Genomic DNA, 20,568 nt, shown 5'->3' on the forward strand with positions numbered 1-20,568 from the left:
CCAAAAGTAGGACCGTTCGAATTTCAAAAACTCGGTACACCATTAAGTCAAAGCATGCTTAACTGAATGGTGTTAGCAATTAGCGGCTTTTTTGTGTTCAATAAATAACTAATTGATTATTTACGTTTAGTCGGCTTAACACGCTGATTGTGTTTTTTAACTGCTTTACGAATTTGGTTGATTTTAGCGCGTTTATCTTTGCGTTTTTCGGGCATAACAGAAAGCTTAGTTTGTGTTTCGCGGCCTAATTTAACGGTTTTACGCAAGTAGTTTACTGTTTCTAAATCATACTCCATCCAACCACCTTGTGGCACGCGCTTATCAAGCTCTAGTTTACCGTAACGAATACGAATAAGACGAGATACTTCCGCATCTTGAGACTGCCATAAACGACGAACTTCACGGTTACGCCCTTCATTTAACGTTACGTTAAACCAACGGTTAACGCCTTCGCCACCCATAGGGGTTACAGTCGTGAATTTGGCTGGACCATCTTCAAGCTCAACACCACGTAGTAAGTTTTTAACCGTTTCATTGGTTACTTCACCAAATACACGTGCAGAGTATTCACGCTCTACTTCATAGCTTGGGTGCATTAAACGGTTTGCTAGTTCACCATCGTTTGTAAAAAGCATTAAACCCGATGTATTGACGTCTAATCGACCAACCGCAATCCAGCGATCGCCATCAATACGAGGAAGTCGGTCAAATACAGTACGACGCCCTTCAGGATCTTTACGTGTGCTTAACTCACCTTCTGGTTTGTTATACATAATCACACGACAGATTCGGTCTGCTTTTTCTTCGATTTTTACACTGTGTCCGTCAACACGAATCAAATCGGTTTCTTCAACACGGTCACCTAACTTTGCCACTTTACCGTTTACACTAACGCGGTTTGCGTCAATGTATTTTTCCATTTCACGGCGTGAGCCTACGCCTGCACGGGCTAAGACTTTTTGTAACTTTTCACCTTGTATAATACTCATTCGGATGGTTCTCTCACAGAAGGATCGCTCAATAACTGGTTAATTTTACTTTGCTGCTCTGTTGGCAACGCAGGTAAATTTTCAAGTCCAGTTAACGAAAAATAATCTAAAAATTGCTTAGTAGTTGCATATAAAGCCGGCTTTCCCGGAACCTCTTTATGCCCTACCACTTTAACCCACTCTCTTTCGAGTAAGGTTTTAATAATATTCGAACCCGTAGTAACACCTCTTACTTGCTCAATTTCGCCGCGTGTAATGGGCTGCCTGTATGCAATAAGTGATAATGTTTCCAGTAAAGCACGCGAGTATTTTGGTGCGCGTTCTTGCCACAAGTTATTTAACCAAGGGCTTAAACTACTGCATGCCTGAAACCGATACCCACTACCCACTTCAACTAAGCGAATACCACGAGTTTGAAAATGTTCTTGTATTGTATCTATTGCGTCATTTATTCGTGCCATAGAAATAGCTAAATCTATTAATACGATGTCTTTGAGGTGGCGTTTACTAACAGGCTTATCTGCAACAAAAATAGCTGCTTCAATGATCTCAACTAGTTGTTCATCACTAATTCGCCGACCCGCCATACACACTCTTAACAAATAAAAATACACAGCCATCTATTATGACAGAACAACACCAAACTAGGAAAATATATCTATCAAATAACTAAATTTAAAACACAAAAAAGCCAGTGACTAGCACTGGCTTTAATCTTACTTACTAAAATGGTAACTATTAGTTACTTTTAAAAGCTTCTAATGCATCATCTTCAGCTACTGCGTTACCGTATTTTTTAATGTAACCCATAAACTCGCTTTTACTGATGCGCTTATCTTGGTTTTTATCCATGTAACCAAAATGATTTGAAATATCATCATCGTTACCTTCAACTACCGAGATATAGCCATTGCTGTCGTTATCTAAGCTTGAAAAACTGCTTTCAATTTTATCGAATTTAGCAATTTCAGCTTTAAATGCCGACTCACTTACTTCAGAATCAGTGGCTACTTTGCCATTATTAAGCTTCATATAAGTGTTAAATTCTTTGCGGCTAATTTCGTTATCCATATTGGTATCAATATTTGAAAAATGGCCCCAAATGCTATCGTCATCAGCTTCAACTTTTGAGATGTAGCCATCGCTATCATTATCTAAACTTGCAAAGTCACTGTCTATTCTTTCAAGACCTTGATTAGATGAACAAGCCGCTAGGCTTAATGATGCTAAAATAGTGGCTGCTAATGTTAACTTTTTCATAAGACGTATCCTTCGTAATTAATTAAATGTCACTTTAACTAATACAAATCCAATGCCAATAATAGTTAACTTATAATAATCAATAACTTAATCTCGGTCGGTATATTTATTAAACAGTTTCAATAAGTTAAGCTTGCAAGCTTTGCAAACAACCTTGTAATTTTTGCAAAAAAATGCCCGGTAAAAACCAGGCATTTCAATTTTACTTATATAGTTAAGCTAACAATTAGATTGCTGCGTTTTGGTAGCGTTTAACAAACTCAGTAACGTTTTGACCATTACATTTTAATGAGTTTAGGTTACCAATTTTTTGACGAACAGGTGCTAAACCTTGTTTTAAAGCCGTCATACATAATTGAGTTTCTTGTTGGGCGTCTTTTGCAAATACTTCTACTTTCTCAACTGATGCGTTGCTTAATGTCGTTTTTTTAGCAATATCACGAATATCTTCACCATTACATAAAATGCTTTTAGAAAAACGAGATAGGTAAACACCGTGCTGGGCAGCTTCTTTACGAGCAACGCTAAAGCCTTCGTTTGCACTTAGTACACATAAATTAGACTCAATTTTGTTATCTTGGCTAAAGTAAGTATTGCTTTGAGCTGACGCAGTTGCAGATGCTAGTAAAGCAGTGGCTAAAAGTAGTTGAGTTTTCATGAGAGATCCTATTTGAACGAGCTAAAAAAGTGAATTTCGCGCACTATATATTCAATAAAGTTAAGTTCAATTGAATTTTTTATTTATTTAAATAATTAATATTGTATTCACAATGTTTAAACTTTACTCATCATTTGATCAACATTTGCGCAGCTATTATCTCAATTCAGTCATGTTATGTACGCGTATTTACTGATACAATTTAATCTATTAAATAGAACCAATTTTAAGGTAAATTTTATGAAAGTGATTTCTTTCAATATCAATGGTCTGCGTGCTCGTCTTCACCAATTACAAGCAATTATCGACAAACATCAACCAGACGTTATTGGCTTGCAAGAGATTAAAGTTCACGACGAAGCATTCCCATTAGAAGATGTACAAAAAATGGGATATCACGTCTACTTTCATGGTCAAAAAGCGCATTATGGCGTAGCTATGTTATGCAAAAAAGAGCCTAAATCGGTCTTAAAAGGTTTTGCCACCGATACAGATGAATCGCAAAAACGCATGATAAGCGTCACTGTTGAACAAGAAAACGGTCGCGACCTTACTGTCATGAATGGCTATTTCCCACAAGGTGATAATATTAATCACGAAACTAAATTCCCTTATAAACGTCAATTTTATAAAGATTTAATGACACACCTTGAAACCAATCACACACCCGATCAAGACGTCATCGTTATGGGTGATATCAACATATCACCTACCGATTTAGATATTGGTATTGGCGACGTAAATGCTAAACGTTGGTTAAAAACGGGTAAATGTTCTTTTCAACCGGTAGAGCGTGAATGGCTTGCAACATTACTTAATTGGGGTTTTAAAGACACCTTTAGAGAGCAAAACCCCGAAACAGACGATCAATACTCGTGGTTTGACTATCGCTCTAAAGGGTTTGTAGATAATCGAGGACTTCGTATAGATGTAGTGCTTGCAACCAATGAGCTTGCAGCACGCTGCATAGATACAGGTATTGATTACGAACTTCGCGGTATTGAAAAACCGTCAGATCATGCCCCTATATGGTCAACATTTAAGTAATTATTATGCTAAGCCTAACAATACAGGGGCTACTTTGGGCTCTTGTAATTATTATTGCTCTATTAAGCTTTGATAAAAAAACATATAAAACATTGCTTAGTACGCCCGTCCGTCAAACTAGCGTACTTGCGTGTGCGTTAGTGTTTGCAGTGCTTTGGCGAATAAAGGCTGGCATTTTAACTGGCCTTGATTTACACATCCTAGGTGTTACGGCTGCTACATTAATTTTAGGCTGGCGATTGACTATTTTAAGTAGCCTACTTGCCACAGCCCTACTCGCTGCCTTTGGTCAAATTGAACTTGAGCTGTTACCAGTACAACTGCTTATTGGTGCGTTTATTCCTATTTTATTGAGCTATCTTGGCTTTATAATTAGTTACCAATATTTACCTCGTCATTTTTTTGTTTATATATTTGTTTGTGCGTTTATAACCGCAGGATTTATAGCCTGTATAAAAATAAGCCTAGGTGCTTTATTTTACTTAGCTATAGGGCAATACAATTGGCAAGAACTTGCAGATAACTACGTTTATTTAAGTGCCATAATTTGGTTTCCTGAAGCAATGCTCAACGGCATGGCTATAACAATTATGATCACCTATCGCCCGCATTGGGTAAAAACTTTTTACGATAAGGACTACCTAGGCTCATGAGTCTTGAATATCAATGCCCGCTGTGTAACCTAGCACTTTTGAAAACTGATTCAACACTTCGTTGTGCTAACAACCACAGCTTTGATTTTGCTAAAGAAGGCTATGTTAATTTACTGCCTGTGCAACAGAAAAATTCAAAACAACCGGGTGATTCACTTGAAATGGTACAAGCCAGACGCGCATTTTTAGAGCGTGGTTATTATGGCTTCTTACAACGAAATCTTAGCGATATAATTAGTAATATAAGTGCGAATACTATTATTGATTTAGGATGCGGTGAAGGGTTTTATACCCAAGCAATCGCAAATAAAACAAATGCTGTTGTATACGGTGTCGACATTTCAAAATCAGCGGTTAAATATGCAGCTAAGCGCTACCCTAATTGCCAATTTAGTGTGGCATCAATCAGCCAAGCGCCCTTTAAAAGCCAATTTGCTGATGTACTTGTAAGTGTATTTGCACCTTTGTTTGAGCAAGAGCTTGAACGCCTAGCAAATCAAAACGCAATATTAGTGGTTGCAAGCCCAGGACCCTGTCATTTAAAAGAGCTAAAATCGTATATATATTCAGAAGTAAACGAACATACTGAAATAGCCACTCCAAAAGGGTTTCAAAAATCAGAGCAGATCCTTTTAACAGAGCATGTAGCGCTTAGCTTTACTGATATTAAAAACTTAATAATGATGACGCCATTTGCATGGAAATTTAGACCCGAGCACTGGACAGCACTCGAAGAAAAAGGTGAACACACTGTCACCTTATCGTTTTATATTACTCAGTTTACCAAAATAGATAATGATGTAACTCTCTAAAACTGCTCTTTAGTAAACGCCCTGTCCATTTTATCAAACATATCTTTAAGTAAATTGGCAAGCTCCATATAACGGGGCTTGTTATCACTTAACTGCGTTTGATATCCATTAGCAGCCATTTTAGTGTACAGCTCGTTATACCATTTTTGCATCGCAGGCTCTAAAGGCGTTTGCGCTCGCTTACCTAACCAAAACAAGCCTTGTAATGGTAGAGATATAAAAAATAATGCACTCGCAATGGCTTGTGGTAAAAAATCAGAACCTAAGTAATTTAGCTGAAAAAACAATGTTAGCATGGCTAATATTGGCATTACTGTAATGGCAAGCTCAGTCGCTCTAATTACTCTAAACTCTAAAAACAAAGGCGCAAGCTCTTTGCGCATTGGCCATTTTTTACCATACAAACGGCCAGTTTGTAGTTGTGACATCACACTTTTTTGCATCATGACTCCTCACAGATACTGCTTTTAAATACAATGGAAAAACGAGCTATACGCAAAGTGTAACACAAAATGAAAGAGTTACACTTTCTCAGTAAAACAGCTTAAATTTACCTTTTAATGGCGAACAATCCTAACTTAAACATCTTAATTAAGGTAAAGTATTTAACATTGCGTTAACCACTTTGCAGTTGAACACTCAATTGTTTTAGCTTTATTTAATACCGTAAGTGTAACGATTACGTACTAACGTTTACTTACTAAATTTGTTTATGGAAATTGAATCTATGCCAACAACCTCTCCTGAATCACAACACGTTTTAGTTTTAAATTGTGGTAGCTCTAGCTTAAAGTTTGCCATTATTGATGCAAACGATGGTCACGAAATTATTTCAGGCCTTGCAGAAAGCTTAGGCGCCAAAGCGCCCTCTATTAAATACAAATTTAATGGTGCTAAAACAGTTATCGACTTAGCGACTAATCAAGCACATGCTGAGGCTATAAATACGCTTGTAAGCTTAATAAAAGATCACAAATTAGACGAGCAACTTATCGCAGTGGGCCATCGTGTAGTACATGGCGGCGAGCACTTTACGGAATCGGTATTGATTGACGAAAAAGTAATTGCAGGCATTACACAGTCGGCAACGCTTGCGCCGCTTCATGGGCACGCTAATTTACTAGGTATATCGTCGGCGCAGGCATCGTTTGAAGGTTTGCCACAAGTCGCGGTGTTTGATACTGCATTTCACCAAACTATGAATGAAGTTGCCTTTCTTTACGCTCTTCCATATAAGTTGTACACCGAGTTTGGTGTTAGGCGTTATGGTTTTCACGGCACAAGTCATTTTTATGTTGCAGGGCAAACAGCAAAGTTACTTCAGCAACCTATCGAGCAAAGCAATTTTATTAGTGCCCACTTAGGCAACGGTTGTTCTGTATGCGCTATTAAAAATGGTAAGAGTGTTGATACCAGCATGGGACTAACGCCTCTAGAGGGACTGATAATGGGCACTCGTAGCGGCGATATTGACCCTGGTTTATTTAATTTTTTAACCACTCAACTTGATTACACAGCCCAGCAAATTGATAACCTACTAAATCAAAAAAGTGGCTTGTTAGGTATTAGCGAGCTTTCTAACGATTGCCGTACCATTGAAGAAGCCGCTATGGTCGGTAATAAAAAAGCGATACTCGCAATTGAAATGTTTTGCTACCGCCTTTCAAAACAAATTGCAGCGTATATGGTGCCATTACAGCGCCTTGATGCTGTTATATTTACTGGTGGTATTGGTGAAAACTCAGATATTATTCGTGAAAAAGTAATTACACAACTTGCCTTTTTAGGCATTAATTGTAATCCGCAAGCCAACCTCAATGCGCGCTTTGGTCAAGAAGGCGTTATTAGCTGTAAAAATTCACACATCAAAGCAGTTGTAATGCCAACTAATGAAGAATGGGTTATTGCCCTTGATGCTGCAAATATTGTAAAGGAGCTTTAATATGGCACGTCGTATTATGTTAATTCCTGTTTCTACCGGTGTGGGTTTGACGTCGGTATCAGTTGGTTTAGTGCGTGCACTTGAACAAAAAACAGTTAAAGTTAACTTTTTCAAACCAATAGCTCAGCCACGTTCTGGTGAAACAGGCCCTGAAAAATCAACACAAATAGTCACTCAAGGCTCACCTATTAATCCCCCAATGCCTTTTGCACTTGATTATGCTGAGCAAATGATTGGCGACGGTAAAGGTGATGACCTACTAGAGGAAATTGTTGAACGCTTTGAAAGTAAAATAAACGACGACGAAGTCGCTATTATTGAAGGTATGGTACCTACTCGTCGTCAACCTTATGCTGGGCGTGTAAACCGCGAAATTGCGCAAACACTCGGCGCCGAAATTGTATTTGTACTTACCCCAGGTAATTACACCATTACTCAAATAGAAGACCGCCTTGAAATTGCAGCAGGTAACTACGGTGGTATCGATCATCCTCGCGTACTGGGCTGTATTTTTAATAAAGTAAATGCGCCACTTGATGATGAAGGTCGTGCACGCGCCGATTTAGTCGATGCCTATAAACCTGAAGAGCTTGAAAACGAGTTAAATCGTTTAGCATCCCTACCTATTTTTAAAAAAAATCCGTTTATGTTACTTGGTGCAATCCCGTGGGATTTTGACTTAGTAGCCCCGCGCGTAAAAGACTTAAGCGCATACTTAAAAGCCACGATTATTAACGAAGGCGATATGCTTCATCGTCGTCTGCGCCGCATTACTTTTTGTGCTCGTACGGTTTCAAATATTTTAAATTATTTTACGCCAGGCGCTTTATTAGTAACACCGGGCGATCGCTCTGACATACTTGTTGCTGCGTGCTTATCTGCTATGAACGGCACTAAACTTGGTGCTATATTACTCACCGGTGGTTTTGAGCCAGAGCCACGTATTATGGCCTTGTGTGAGCAAGCCATGCAAACCGGTTTGCCAATACTCGCAACCGATGCAGACACATGGCGTACATCATTACTACTGCATAACTTTAATATGGAAGTACCAAATGATGATGACCAACGTATTGAAAAAGTAAAAGATCACAACGCAGAGCATATCAATTCAAGCTGGCTAGATACTCTAGCTAAAAGTGTAGGTAAAACTCGTAAGTTATCACCACCCGCATTTCGTTACTTACTTACCACTAAAGCGCGTAAAGCAGGTAAAACCGTGGTTCTACCAGAAGGTAATGAACCTCGTACAATTAAAGCGGCTGCTATTTGTGGTCAACGCGGAATTGCTAAAACTATATTACTAGGCGATCGCGAAGAAATAATGCGTATTGCACAGCAGCAAGGTATTGAGCTAAACGAACATGTAAGTATTATCGAGCCTCAAAGCATTATTAATGATTATATTGCGCCTATGGTCGAAATTCGTAAAAGCAAAGGCCTAACTGCCGTAATAGCACAAGAGCAACTACAAGATAACGTCGTACTGGGTACAATGATGCTTGAGCAAGGTAAAGTAGACGGTTTAGTATCGGGCGCGGTAAACACTACGGCAAATACAATTCGCCCACCACTGCAATTAATTAAGACAGCGCCAGGGTCATCGCTAGTATCGTCTGTATTTTTTATGCTACTACCTGACCAAGTGTTAGTTTACGGTGACTGTGCGATTAACCCAGACCCTAATGCTGAACAACTTGCAGACATAGCGATTCAATCTGCCGACTCTGCAGCTGCATTTGGCATAGAGCCACGCGTTGCCATGATCAGCTATAGCACGGGCACTTCTGGTACCGGTGCCGATGTTGAAAAAGTACGTGAAGCCACAAAAATAGCAAAACAAAAACGTCCAGATTTAATTATCGACGGCCCACTACAATACGATGCCGCTATAATGGAAAACGTAGCACTTAAAAAAGCACCTAACAGCCCTGTAGCCGGTAAAGCGACCGTATTTATATTCCCAGATTTAAATACAGGTAATACCACGTATAAAGCAGTACAACGTAGTGCCGACTTGATAAGTATTGGCCCTATGCTGCAAGGTATGCGTAAACCTGTAAACGATTTAAGCCGTGGTGCATTAGTTGATGATATTGTGTATACAATCGCCTTAACTGCAATTCAGGCAGCTCAAGCAGAACCGCTAATTACTCATTAAACGTAACGTGTGCTTTTTATAGCCTAGCTATTAATTATTTAATAATTAACTAGTTAGGTTATTTATACCCTGCAACCCCCATACTTATCCACAGAAATTGTGGGTAAGTTTTTACCCCCTTCTTTTATCTACTTATTTACTGCTGAGTTAGTCGTTGTTACACCTTTAATTTAAAGCCAATAATCTATACTATAAAGCTATCAATATTGCTGTTCGCAGGCTTTTAATGTCAAAACAAACATTACAATTACACAGCACCATTTTATCTATACACAGTTTAGATGTAGATGCCGACATACCTGCGGCACTTTTAAAGCAATCTTTGTTTTTTATTTCTAAAACCCATGATGAACTTTCAATTGTATGCCCAAGCGATTTTGAGGTAAAAAGCCTGGATACCGAACCCGACTGGCAAGCTTTAGAGGTTGTAGGTCCACTTGGCTTTTCGTTAACCGGAATAATGGCTAATATTTCAGGGGTATTAGCGCGCGCTAAAATTTCTATCTTTTCAATCTCAACCTACGATACTGATTATATTCTCATAAAAAAACACACTGCAGAAAATGCTATTTCCGCTTTAAAAAAAGAGGGTTATAACGTGGTGGTAAACTAACTTATGAAAGCTCAAAAAATTGACTATTTAGCTCAAAATAAAACGCCTCTTAATGCAATAAATATTACCAGCCCATTTACAGGTAAAGTAATTGAACTGAAAGAGCACCCAGAACCTTTTTTTCGTTTTGGCACTCTGGGCCCTGGTATTATGGTGCAACTAACAAGTCATAAAATTTTAGCACCGTTTGATGGAACTTTATTACAAGTAAAAAATGCAGGTACTGAGTTTATTCTACAAGCTAATAATGGTCTAAAAATCTTGATTGACTTAACTATTTTTGATTCGCAATCAATTACGCATACCCATATTGCGCAACTCAATGGTAGCAAAATATGCAAAGGTCAACGCCTTGCTTATTTTGATTTACGAGAACTTGATACTCCAATGCTTGCTAGTTTAATTTTACTAAACGGCCATAACCTTGGCACATTTCATTACTCGCATTCGCATGTAAATGCGGGTGAAGACACACTATTAACTATTATTAAGAAGAACTAGATTTATGATCACTCTATACGGCATTAGCAACTGCGATACGATAAAAAAAGCTAAAAAACATTTAACTGATAACAACATCGAATTTACGTTTCATGACTACCGCAAAGATGGCGTAAATGAGCAAATGGTGAGTGATTTTGCAGACAAGCTCGATTGGGAACAACTCGTTAATAAACGTGGAACAACTTATCGCGCATTAACTGATGAGCAAAAACAAAGCCTAACTAAAGAAAGTGCTATCCCATTGTTGGTTGAACAACCTGCCATGATCAAACGTCCAGTACTGGTAAACAATGGCAGTTACCATTTAGGTTTTAAAGCAGCCCAATACGACGAGATTTTTAAATAATGACTAATGACGTAATTCAACTCGCCCAAGCGCTAATCCAACGTGAATCGGTAACGCCCGAAGATGCTGGCTGCCAACAAATGATGAACGATCGCCTTGCTGCGGTTGGTTTTAATATAGAATCATTATTTTTTACCGACACACTTAATACTTGGGCTCGAAAAGGCACACAATCGCCGCACTTTTGTTTTGCAGGTCACACCGACGTTGTGCCAACAGGCCCTGAAAAAAATTGGCAACACCCGCCGTTTTCAGGATTAATAAAAGACGGCCTATTACACGGGCGTGGTGCTGCCGATATGAAAGGCTCATTAGCCGCAATGCTTGTAGCAACAGAGCGTTTTGTTACTAAACATCCAGATCATAAAGGCTCTATTTCTTTTTTAATCACTTCTGACGAAGAAGGACCGTTTGTAAACGGGACTACTCGCGTAATTGATATGCTAGAGGCACGCGGTGAAAAAATTGATATGTGCCTAGTAGGCGAACCCTCATCACGAGATGTATTAGGCGATGTTGTTAAAAATGGCCGAAGAGGCTCACTTACCGCTTACCTAACGGTTAAAGGCGTACAAGGTCATGTTGCCTACCCACATTTAGCACAAAACCCAATTCATCTAGCAACGCCTGCACTTACTGAGCTTAGCCAAACGGTGTGGGATAACGGAAACGAATACTTCCCTGCTACCAGCTTTCAAATTTCGAATATTAATGGCGGCACAGGTGCTGGTAACGTGATCCCGGGTGATCTAGAAGTACAGTTTAACTTTAGATTTAGCACGCAAGTAACACATGAGCAATTACAACAGCGTGTAAATGACATTCTACAAAAGCATAACTTAAATTATGAATTAAGTTGGATAGTAAATGGCTTACCTTTTATTACCGAGCACGGGCCGCTTGTTGATGCCACTGTTACAGCTATTAAATCAGTAACCGGTTTAACCACGAATCTAGAAACTACCGGCGGCACATCTGACGGTCGCTTTATTGCACAAACAGGCGCTAAAGTAATTGAACTTGGCCCACGTAACGCCACTATTCATAAAGTAGATGAATGCGTAAGTACCGATGATTTAATAGCCCTTACCGACATTTACGAGCAAATACTAGAGCAACTTTTAACATAATGGATGTTACTAAACCAACACCAATAATGTGTATCACAGGGCAAAGTGATACACATTTAACTGATATACAAAATCATCGCTTGCACAGCGCTATTATCAGCGACTTTTTAGCGCTGCAAAGTGCAGCACAAAAAGCGGGATTTGAGCTTACTATTGCCTCAAGTTTTCGCGACTTTAATCGTCAATCAATTATTTGGAATAATAAGTTTTTAGGTATTCGACCTGTTTATAATAAACAGCAAAAGGTTGTAGATTTAACTAAATTAAATGATGTAGATAAATGCATAGCAATAATGCTCTACTCTGCATTACCTGGGGCAAGCAGGCACCATTTAGGCACCGATTTAGATGTGTTTGATAAAGCTGCGGTAAGTGATGATTATAAACTACAGCTAACACCTGATGAATACCTGCAAAGTGGGCCGTTTGCGCCTTTAAGTAATTGGCTTGATACTAACTTAGATAAATTTGGCTTTTATCGCCCTTACCAGCATGATTTAGGTGGTGTCGCACCTGAGCTTTGGCATATAAGCCATATTAAGCAATCGCAATTATTAGTGAATAAGCTTAGCGAGCAAGTACTTTTTGAATGCATAAAAAACAGTGAACTACAGGGTAAGCAGGCAATACTTGATAACTTACCCGCTATTTATACACGCTTTGTAACAAACGTTAGTCCGCCATAAAGAACTTGTTTAAGTGGTATCACACCTTCTTTTTATTTAAGATAAATACCAGCACAGCGCCTAATATTAATGAGCTTGCTACAATAAATTCCATTGTTACCTGCTCTGATAAAAACAAGACCCCGGCAACGGCTGCAAGTACAGGTACACAAAGCTGCACAACAGCAGCTTGGGTACTTTTAAGCAGTGGCATAGCCACATACCAAACACTGTAACCAATTCCAGACGCTATCGCACCCGAGGCACATGCAAGCAAAACCCCTTCAATACTCATATTTTTTAAATAACTCATACCAACAAGTAATAAAACAGGGATAGCCACTAAGCTTCTTATAAAGTTAAACCCTGTAGTACGCAGTGGCGATACGCACACTTTACCGCGAATACTGTAAATACCCCATGCCACACCACTGAGTGCCATGAGTGATGCACCTAATAATGAAGGTACAGCAGCAGATGGCAGCATTAAATATACAAACCCACCTAGCGCCACTATAAACGCGCACCACTGAAGCACACTCAACTGCTCTTTTTGATATATACCCCAGCCAATCATAGTGAGTTGCACGGCTGAAAACAAAATCAGTGCACCGGTGCCTGTATCTAGCTCTACGTATGCAATCGAAAAACAAAGTGCATAAACTAAAAGGCTTATACTGCTTCGCCAGCTTCCTTTATCGCTTAAAATAGCGGGGTTAAAAGTGCCTTTTCGTTTTAAATTATGAGTATAAATAGCCATTATAATGCCCAAACACGCAGCACCACTGAGTAAGCGAATAACTGTAAAGTTCCAAGCATCTATATAGCCTTCGGCTAAAGCCATTCTGCAAAAAAGAGAGTTTGCAGCAAACGCAATTAAAGCAATGATTGTGTACAACGTAGCTTTCAAAAAAATTCCTTAGCAATAAAAACAAATTACAGCGTTATTTCAATTAATTAATTAACCTACTAAGCTAAAAACATTGTCATAAGCGCCTATAAAACCGCTTACTGAGCAGCACATTTAAACAGGATTGGTATAACTGCGCAAAGAGAGTATCTAGTTTTAATAAATTAGATCATTTGTACTCAAATCTTAGCCGCATTTGCAAAATACGGTGTCTACAACACAAGATATCCTTTTAGTATTTTTCGTATACGACTTAATGAGTAGCAATTACTTCATTTAAAAAATTCATTTATCGTCACGCTTTAGGGATCATTGTATTCAATAAGACCAATAAAGTACCTTAAGTATTTCAATATTGTTACCCAACAAGAAAATTCACACTTTGTTCACCAATGTCATTTTATATTTCCTTATTAGCAGGCAGTTTTACTCTACGATTTTTTACAATATTTCGCATATTCAGCTAAAAATAATATGTTAATGTATGCAGGTAAATTAAGAGGAGTGCGCAGTGCGCCTAAGTATAATTTTAAGCTTTTGTTGTATTTTAAGTGGGTGTAGCACAATGGGCTTTAATGACCTATTTAATGACTATGCCACGCAAATGACACCAATAAGAAATGCGATCGAGAAAAACAATATCGAAGAAGCGCAATCCCTTATTGCCAATAATAGCACCATGCACAGCAGCTACTTACTCAACCAACTTGAGCAAGCTCGCTTAAACGACTTAGCCAATACGCCACAAGAGGCACAAAGTAAATTTGAGAACGTGTATACGCAAATGCAAAAAAAACGCGAAGCCGCCAAAATACAAGTAAGTGCGGGGCTTGAGCAAAGCAATGCGTTATTTACTAACGACTCAGCAATTACTTATATACCACCGGCTTACGAAATGAGTATGCTTCATAGTTATAAAGCACTTAACTACGTGTATAAAAATGATGTAGAAGGCGCTTTGGTCGAAATTCGCCGTGCTAATAAAGTACAAGTTGATGCACTAAGCGAAAATAAAACAGATGGCGACTCAACAGTTAAGGAAGCGCAGCAGCACTACCCTAGCATGGGCAATGTAACCAGAGATGTAAAAAATGGCTTTCAAAATGCCTACACATTTTATTTATCTGCTTTGCTTTACCAAAGCGCTAAACAGTATGACGATGCTTATATTGATTATAAAAAAGCACTGGCTATACAACCTAACAATATTTATTTACAGCAGGACGTAATGCGCTTTGCTAAAAAACAAGGGTTTGACCAAGACCTAAGTGAATTTAAAAAACGTTTTAGTGATGCACCCACTATTTCTGCAACACAAGGCGAAGTAATTGTTTTATTTGAACAAGGCTTAGTACCAAAACAAGATGAATTTAAACTGCGCTTGCCAATTTATTCGTCACGCGGCGATGCACGCTTTTACAGCCTTGCAATGCCAGTATATAAAGATAATGCCTATGTGCGCCGTCTTAATAATATAAACATAGATGCACAAAGCTTAGAGCTGAGCCCATTAGTACACATTGAAGCACTTGCAGCAAAAACATTAGAAGATCAAATACCTGCAAAAGTAGCTCGCCAAGTGCTTAGGTTAGTAGCTAAAGAGAAAGTGCGTGCAGAGCTTGCACGCAGTGCCGGTGACGTAGGTAATATACTTGCCAATATTTATAATTTGGCGTCTGAGCAAGCTGATACACGCAGTTGGCTTACGCTTCCAAATCAAATAAGTGTTGCAAGGCAAAGCCTAAATACAGGTGAGCATTCTCTGCATATAGGCACACAAGCACCTATAAATTTTACCGTTAGTAAGCAAGGGTTAACGTTAATTTACTTAACCTCCGTTAATAACTACTTTAATTACCACGTAGTTCAACTTTAGGAGCCATCATGAAATACATAGCGCCATTATTAGCAGTTTTAATGCTCAGTGCATGTTCCAGCAAACCGGTTACATCGGGTATTTCTGTTGAACAAAATAAAAATCAGTTTAATGAGCAATTACGTGTAGATAACCCAGAGCTCGGTAAAAAGCTGGCCATTACTGATGTTAAAACACGTCAAACCAACCAGTTAACCGATGTAGTAGTGACACTTTCGAGCCAGTATAAAAAATCACAGTATTTGCAGTATCAATTTAATTGGTTTGATAAAGACGGCTTTGTTATTAAAGGCAATCATTCACCTTGGCAAGCACTCACCTTATTTGGTTTTGCAAAAACACAATTACCGGGCTTAGCACCTAGCTCTGATGCGGTTACCTTTTCTTTAGCAGTAAGAGAAGTGTCTACCGAATCACAAGAATTTAAAGATTAAAGGAAACAACCATGATCATCAGTAACAAATTTAAAACAGCATCAACTTACGCTTTAGTTGGCTTGAGCGCTTTAGTATTAAGTGGCTGTGCTAATAAAGCCGTAGTAAGTTATGGCGATGCACAAGCAGTAGAAACAACCGATATTAATTTTGGTTCTACCGACTTACAAAAAGTAGCGAGCCAAATGACCGACTCATTACTCAGCTCACCCGTTGTTGGCACAATGACCGCTAATAAACGCCCTGTAGTATTTGTTGAGCGTATTAAAAACAAAACTAGTGAGCACATTGATACTGAATCAATCACCGATTCAATCTCAACGCAAATGCTACGCAGTGGTAAGTTCCGTTTTGTAGATATGACGCGTGTTGAGTCAGTACGTGAGCAATTAACGTTTCAAAACGAAGATGCCCTTGTTAACCCTGCAACAGCCGTTGCATTTGGTAAACAAATTGGCGCGCAATATATGTTATACGGAAATTTATCGAGCATAGTTAAATCAAATGCCGACAAATCAGACGTATACTATAAATTTACGATGCGTCTAATGGATATGGAAAGCGGCCTAGTTGAATGGGCAGACGAAACTGAAATTCGTAAAACTAAAGAAAAATCAACCTTTGGCTGGTAGCTAATACCAACCTGCTTATATATGGGGTCTATTTAATGTTAAGAAAATTACGCTAGTACTAGGCAAAAATTTTTGTATTTAGTTGTTCTAAATAAAAAATTTTTAACGACGTTATAGCGCAATTTAATTCGTTAAATTGATCAAAGATTTATGCAGGTTGGTATAAAAGGAGCAAGTTATGAAAGCAATTACTGTAATTATGTGCGCTTTACTTACAATAAGTGCGCCTACGTTTGCTAAATACGAGCGCAATAAAGCAGTCCCTGTGCAGCAAGTTTTATTTGGTGACGTAAAATCGGTACGCAATATTACCGAACAAGAAATCATTCAAGACAAAAACAACGGCTGGAAAACCTTCGGCGGTGCATTACTCGGTGGTGTTGTAGGCAACCAGTTTGGTGGCGGTAGCGGCCGCACAGTAGCAACAATATTAGGCTCGGTAATTGGCGGCAGTGTTGCGCATAACAGGCAGCAGCAAAGTCATTATCAGCAAAATCATTTTGTAGAGTTATTAATACAAGTTGAAAACGGCGACCAGTTTATGGTTGTTCAAGATCAAGACCAATCAATGCGCTTTAGCAAAGGTGACAACGTAAGGTTAGTATACTTAACCGACAACACTGTTCGGGTAGATACCGCGTATTAAATAGTTATGTCTATTGACGTTTAAAACAAAAACGAGCCTAAATTGGCTCGTTTTTTTATTTATTTTTAAATTATACTTGGCGATAGTCTTTAAAAAAGCGCTTCATTTTTAACATCGCATCCGATAAATCATCTTTGCTTGGTAAAAATACTAATCTAAAGTGATCAGGCTCTGGCCAGTTAAACGCCCTGCCATGTACTAGTAATATTTTTTCGGCTTTGAGTAAATCGTACATCATCTTTTCATCATCTTTAACGTTAAAAAGTGCTGTATCTACTTTTGCAAACGCATAGAGCGCGCCTTTAGGTTTTTTACAACTAATGCCTTCAATATCATTTAACCCGCGCCATGCAATATCACGCTGCTCATATAAGCGCCCACCCGGGTTTATTAAACTATCAATTGATTGCACGCCACCCAACGCCTGTTGAATTGCATATTGTGCAGGTACATTTGCGCACAAACGCATAGATGAAAGTATTTCTAGGCCTTTGCGTAAATCATCCATTACCGAGGTACGACCGCTCAGAACCATCCACCCCATTCTCAGCCCGGCTGCACGGTATGTTTTTGCTAAACCATTAAAAGTAATAATAGGCACATCGTCGCAAAGTGAGCCGATTGAAGTATGCGTTATACCATCGTATAAAATCTTTTCGTAAATCTCATCGCTCAATAACAGCAGTTTATGTTCACGCGCTATATCAATTAATTGCATTAACAAATCATCACTGTAAACCGCACCAGTAGGGTTATTAGGATTAATTAATACCAGCGCTTTAGTTTTAGACGTGATTTTACTTTTTATATCTGCAATGTCCGGAAACCAATCTTGCTCTTCATCACATAAATAATGCACCGGATTACCACCAGATAACGTGACCGAAGCAGTCCAAAGTGGATAATCTGGAGCAGGAATAAGCACTTCGTCGCCATTATTTAATAGCGCTTGAGTGATCATTTGAATGAGTTCGCTTACGCCATTACCAATATAAATGTTATCTACATCTAAATTATGTAATCCACGTTGTTGGTAGTGTTGATAAATAGCCACGCGGGCTGAATAGAGGCCTTTAGAGTCACAGTAACCTTGGGCTGAATATAAGTTGCGGATAATATCGCGGTGCATGTCTTCTGGCATATCAAAACCAAAAGCAGCCGGATTACCTATATTCAATTTTAATACTTTTTGACCTTCGTCTTCCATTTTTTTAGCTTGCGCTAAAACCGGCCCACGAATGTCATAACATACACCTTCTAATTTGTGACTCTTTTTAATATCAGACATTTTTACCTCGACTAGTGAGTCTTTAGACTAACCTAGTAAAGGCGCAAAATGCCAGTGTATTTGATTACTTAGTACTGAAATAAATTCACGTTTCAGCTTCAATAATTAACGAGATGCTAACCATTCATTTAGCTTAGCTTGAGAGCCAGTTACTTGAGCCATTAAGCTATTAGATGCGTCGATGGCTTCAGCTAAGTTATCTAGGTTTAAATTTTGTTCAATAACGCGAGATACTTCAGCAAGGCTTGAAGCACCAAACTGCGCAGCGTTAGATTTTAAGCTATGAGAATGACGAATCGCCGCTTCTCTGTCTTTTCCAATGGTTGCTAAAACTTCAGAGCCTAAACGCTCAAACTCCGAGCAGCAAAAATCAAGTGTATCAGCAAACTGCTCACCCAATAACGATTCCATACTCTCTAATGCTGATGTATCAATATTTATTTCTATCATATTTTAAGCCCTTAAAACAATCCATGTAAATTACAGTTTAATAGTACTACTTTATATTGATGCGTAAAAAAAACCAACTTAATTACCTTATAAATGTATAATTGTGAGGATCATACTGGCAACAAAAAGTTTATTAAATGGCACGCACACTTTGTAATCATTGTAACTTTGCACTTAACACCTGTATTTGCAGCGCAATTACAAATATAAACAACAAAGTTAAGGTTATTATTCTACAGCACCCAAGCGAAGAAAAAATAGCAAAAAATACCGCTAAACTACTCAATTTGTGTCTAACTGATTGCCAAATAGTCAAAGGCGAAAATAATGACGACTTTTCTATTCTTAAATCACTGCCAGTAAGCTCAACTGTTTTGCTCTACCCTAACGAAAACGCTATTAATTTAGACGATAGCGCTGAGCAATCTAATATAAAAAACATCACCCATTTAATCGTGGTTGATGGTACATGGAAAAAAGCCTACAAAATTTTGCAGCTCACCACATTGCTAAATCAATTCAAAACGGTCAGTTTTAAACAGTTACCTAAAAATCGTTATGCTATTCGTAAAGCCCCTAGGGCCGACAGCCTATCCACACTTGAAGCCGTAGCGCATAGTTTGTTTTTAATAGAGCAGTTAAATCCTGCACCACTTTATAATGTGCTTGATGAATTAATACAAAAACAAACCCAACACATGCCCGAGCACGTAAAAGCACGTTACTTAGATTAAATTCGTTACTATATGAAACTTGCAATGCGTAACTACCCTAACAGGCTAAAACGTGGCTTTACTCGCCAAGGCCCCGACTATCGCTTTGACGACCAAGTCGACTTTAGCGATATAAGAGATACCTTTGGCTTTAGATCAATGGTCGTCGGTAAATGGGTAACTAAAGAAGAGCGCTACATTAGCGCTAATTTAATTTACGATGCACTGGCCGACCTTGCACAAATACTGCATTTACCGCCCAAAGCCATTGGTCTTCGTGGCAAACTTAATTTTGCATTTGGTCATGGCGGTCAAAAAGGTGTACAAGCGCATTATAATGCAGCTTCTCAAACGCTTGCACTTGCAAAAAATGCAGGCGGTGGTGCACTTGCTCACGAATGGTTTCATGCGTTTGATCATCATATAAGCGAGCATTTATTTGCAGCAAAACCACGATTTGGTTTTGCCTCAAAACTATGGCTTTCAAACACACCTAATTTATCGCACCCACTTAATAATGCTTTGAACAGTTTTTATAAAAATGTATTTTTAGATGAGCACGGCGTTGATGCTAATAACTTTGTACAAACATGCATAGAACACGATAAAGCTCACAATATGAATTATATGAGTATGCCAGAGGAGCTTGCCGCACGTTGTTTTGAAGCCTGTATTGAGCAGCATTCAAATATAAAAAATAGCTTTTTAGTGGGGGGCTTACAAAGTAGTAATTTAATATACCCAAATATTGGGCATATTAATAAAGCAAATGAAGCGCTTAACCAGTACTTTGAACTACTGGGTTATGCGCTTCATAAAATAGACGAGTAATGTCTATA

General features: G+C 38.6%; 24 protein-coding genes. 16 read left to right on the forward strand and 8 right to left on the reverse strand.

Annotated elements, in window-relative coordinates; genetic code table 11:
• Positions 1-116: 116 nt before the first annotated feature.
• The 4 genes from rluB to I6E85_RS04350 form a co-directional block, all read right to left on the reverse strand.
• Positions 117-989 carry a 23S rRNA pseudouridine(2605) synthase RluB gene (rluB, locus tag I6E85_RS04335; protein WP_007582584.1) on the reverse strand — a complete coding sequence of 291 codons (873 nt, stop codon included), beginning with the start codon at positions 987-989 and terminating at the stop codon, positions 117-119.
• Positions 986-1,576, reverse strand: coding sequence for an SMC-Scp complex subunit ScpB (scpB, locus tag I6E85_RS04340; protein ID WP_024590449.1), 591 nt, complete (start codon positions 1,574-1,576; stop codon positions 986-988). The genes rluB and scpB overlap by 4 nt, the downstream gene beginning before the upstream one ends.
• 151 nt (positions 1,577-1,727) lie before the next feature.
• On the reverse strand, positions 1,728-2,249 hold the full coding sequence (locus I6E85_RS04345; RefSeq protein ID WP_007582579.1) for an EF-hand domain-containing protein: 522 nt from the start codon (positions 2,247-2,249) through the stop codon (positions 1,728-1,730).
• 226 nt (positions 2,250-2,475) lie between these two features.
• Positions 2,476-2,907, reverse strand: a complete 432-nt coding sequence (locus I6E85_RS04350) for a hypothetical protein (RefSeq protein ID WP_024590448.1) — start codon at positions 2,905-2,907, stop codon at positions 2,476-2,478.
• Positions 2,908-3,147: 240 nt separating this feature from the next.
• Here I6E85_RS04350 and xthA point away from each other — a divergent pair, with 240 nt between their 5' ends.
• Genes xthA through I6E85_RS04365 form a run of 3 tightly spaced genes read left to right on the forward strand, consistent with a single transcriptional unit; the run spans position 3,148 to position 5,419 of the window.
• The gene (gene xthA / locus I6E85_RS04355) at positions 3,148-3,954 is read left to right on the forward strand and encodes an exodeoxyribonuclease III (RefSeq protein ID WP_010554249.1); all 807 of its coding nucleotides are present in this window, start codon (positions 3,148-3,150) and stop codon (positions 3,952-3,954) included.
• Between the two features lie 5 nt (positions 3,955-3,959).
• Entirely contained in the window at positions 3,960-4,607 is a 648-nt protein-coding gene (locus tag I6E85_RS04360) for an energy-coupling factor ABC transporter permease (protein ID WP_024590447.1), read from the forward strand.
• Complete coding sequence (locus I6E85_RS04365; protein ID WP_024590446.1) at positions 4,604-5,419, forward strand: putative RNA methyltransferase; 816 nt, start codon at positions 4,604-4,606, stop codon at positions 5,417-5,419. The genes I6E85_RS04360 and I6E85_RS04365 overlap by 4 nt, the downstream gene beginning before the upstream one ends.
• On the opposite strand, the gene yfbV is transcribed toward I6E85_RS04365, so the two are convergent.
• Positions 5,416-5,862 (reverse strand): terminus macrodomain insulation protein YfbV, encoded by a 447-nt coding sequence (gene yfbV / locus I6E85_RS04370; RefSeq protein WP_024590445.1) that lies wholly within the window; start codon positions 5,860-5,862, stop codon positions 5,416-5,418. The genes I6E85_RS04365 and yfbV overlap by 4 nt on opposite strands.
• 284 nt (positions 5,863-6,146) lie before the next feature.
• Here yfbV and I6E85_RS04375 point away from each other — a divergent pair, with 284 nt between their 5' ends.
• The 7 genes from I6E85_RS04375 to I6E85_RS04405 all read left to right on the forward strand — a co-directional run bounded on the left by I6E85_RS04375 (position 6,147) and on the right by I6E85_RS04405 (position 12,801).
• A complete protein-coding gene (locus I6E85_RS04375) occupies positions 6,147-7,361 on the forward strand; it encodes an acetate kinase (RefSeq protein ID WP_024590444.1) in 1,215 nt (404 codons plus the stop codon).
• A 1-nt stretch (position 7,362) separates the two neighbouring features.
• Complete coding sequence (gene pta, locus I6E85_RS04380; RefSeq protein ID WP_024590443.1) at positions 7,363-9,522, forward strand: phosphate acetyltransferase; 2,160 nt, start codon at positions 7,363-7,365, stop codon at positions 9,520-9,522.
• Positions 9,523-9,748: 226 nt separating this feature from the next.
• Positions 9,749-10,135: an ACT domain-containing protein gene (locus I6E85_RS04385; RefSeq protein WP_007582563.1), complete on the forward strand. Its 387-nt coding sequence runs from the start codon at positions 9,749-9,751 to the stop codon at positions 10,133-10,135.
• A gap of 3 nt (positions 10,136-10,138) precedes the next feature.
• Positions 10,139-10,636: a PTS glucose transporter subunit IIA gene (locus I6E85_RS04390; RefSeq protein WP_024590442.1), complete on the forward strand. Its 498-nt coding sequence runs from the start codon at positions 10,139-10,141 to the stop codon at positions 10,634-10,636.
• Positions 10,637-10,640: 4 nt separating this feature from the next.
• Complete coding sequence (locus I6E85_RS04395) at positions 10,641-10,985, forward strand: ArsC family reductase (protein ID WP_024590441.1); 345 nt, start codon at positions 10,641-10,643, stop codon at positions 10,983-10,985.
• The gene (gene dapE, locus I6E85_RS04400) at positions 10,985-12,115 is read left to right on the forward strand and encodes a succinyl-diaminopimelate desuccinylase (protein WP_024590440.1); all 1,131 of its coding nucleotides are present in this window, start codon (positions 10,985-10,987) and stop codon (positions 12,113-12,115) included. The genes I6E85_RS04395 and dapE overlap by 1 nt, the downstream gene beginning before the upstream one ends.
• The gene (locus I6E85_RS04405) at positions 12,115-12,801 is read left to right on the forward strand and encodes a M15 family metallopeptidase (protein ID WP_024590439.1); all 687 of its coding nucleotides are present in this window, start codon (positions 12,115-12,117) and stop codon (positions 12,799-12,801) included. The genes dapE and I6E85_RS04405 overlap by 1 nt, the downstream gene beginning before the upstream one ends.
• A 19-nt stretch (positions 12,802-12,820) precedes the next feature.
• Here I6E85_RS04405 and I6E85_RS04410 read toward each other — a convergent pair whose 3' ends face one another.
• Positions 12,821-13,690 carry a DMT family transporter gene (locus I6E85_RS04410; RefSeq protein ID WP_024590438.1) on the reverse strand — a complete coding sequence of 290 codons (870 nt, stop codon included), beginning with the start codon at positions 13,688-13,690 and terminating at the stop codon, positions 12,821-12,823.
• A 511-nt stretch (positions 13,691-14,201) separates the two neighbouring features.
• Here I6E85_RS04410 and I6E85_RS04415 point away from each other — a divergent pair.
• From I6E85_RS04415 to I6E85_RS04430, 4 genes are all read left to right on the forward strand, one after another.
• On the forward strand, positions 14,202-15,566 hold the full coding sequence (locus tag I6E85_RS04415; protein WP_024590437.1) for a COG3014 family protein: 1,365 nt from the start codon (positions 14,202-14,204) through the stop codon (positions 15,564-15,566).
• 8 nt (positions 15,567-15,574) lie between these two features.
• Entirely contained in the window at positions 15,575-16,000 is a 426-nt protein-coding gene (locus I6E85_RS04420; RefSeq protein WP_007582549.1) for a YcfL family protein, read from the forward strand.
• An 11-nt stretch (positions 16,001-16,011) separates the two neighbouring features.
• The gene (gene lpoB / locus I6E85_RS04425; protein ID WP_007375407.1) at positions 16,012-16,632 is read left to right on the forward strand and encodes a penicillin-binding protein activator LpoB; all 621 of its coding nucleotides are present in this window, start codon (positions 16,012-16,014) and stop codon (positions 16,630-16,632) included.
• Between the two features lie 178 nt (positions 16,633-16,810).
• Complete coding sequence (locus tag I6E85_RS04430) at positions 16,811-17,278, forward strand: glycine zipper 2TM domain-containing protein (protein ID WP_024590436.1); 468 nt, start codon at positions 16,811-16,813, stop codon at positions 17,276-17,278.
• A gap of 70 nt (positions 17,279-17,348) precedes the next feature.
• Here I6E85_RS04430 and I6E85_RS04435 read toward each other — a convergent pair whose 3' ends face one another.
• Positions 17,349-18,566 carry a pyridoxal phosphate-dependent aminotransferase gene (locus I6E85_RS04435; protein ID WP_024590435.1) on the reverse strand — a complete coding sequence of 406 codons (1,218 nt, stop codon included), beginning with the start codon at positions 18,564-18,566 and terminating at the stop codon, positions 17,349-17,351.
• A gap of 105 nt (positions 18,567-18,671) precedes the next feature.
• On the reverse strand, positions 18,672-19,016 hold the full coding sequence (locus I6E85_RS04440; protein WP_024590434.1) for an Hpt domain-containing protein: 345 nt from the start codon (positions 19,014-19,016) through the stop codon (positions 18,672-18,674).
• 137 nt (positions 19,017-19,153) lie between these two features.
• Between I6E85_RS04440 and I6E85_RS04445 the strand changes: the two genes are divergently transcribed.
• Both I6E85_RS04445 and I6E85_RS04450 read left to right on the forward strand, forming a co-directional pair.
• Positions 19,154-19,750, forward strand: a complete 597-nt coding sequence (locus I6E85_RS04445; RefSeq protein ID WP_024590433.1) for a tRNA-uridine aminocarboxypropyltransferase — start codon at positions 19,154-19,156, stop codon at positions 19,748-19,750.
• Between the two features lie 24 nt (positions 19,751-19,774).
• The gene (locus I6E85_RS04450; RefSeq protein ID WP_024590432.1) at positions 19,775-20,560 is read left to right on the forward strand and encodes a CLCA_X family protein; all 786 of its coding nucleotides are present in this window, start codon (positions 19,775-19,777) and stop codon (positions 20,558-20,560) included.
• Positions 20,561-20,568 lie beyond the last annotated feature (8 nt).

Origin of the sequence: Pseudoalteromonas sp. NZS71 (genome assembly GCF_015864715.1) — a bacterium.
Taxonomy (GTDB): domain Bacteria; phylum Pseudomonadota; class Gammaproteobacteria; order Enterobacterales; family Alteromonadaceae; genus Pseudoalteromonas; species Pseudoalteromonas arctica.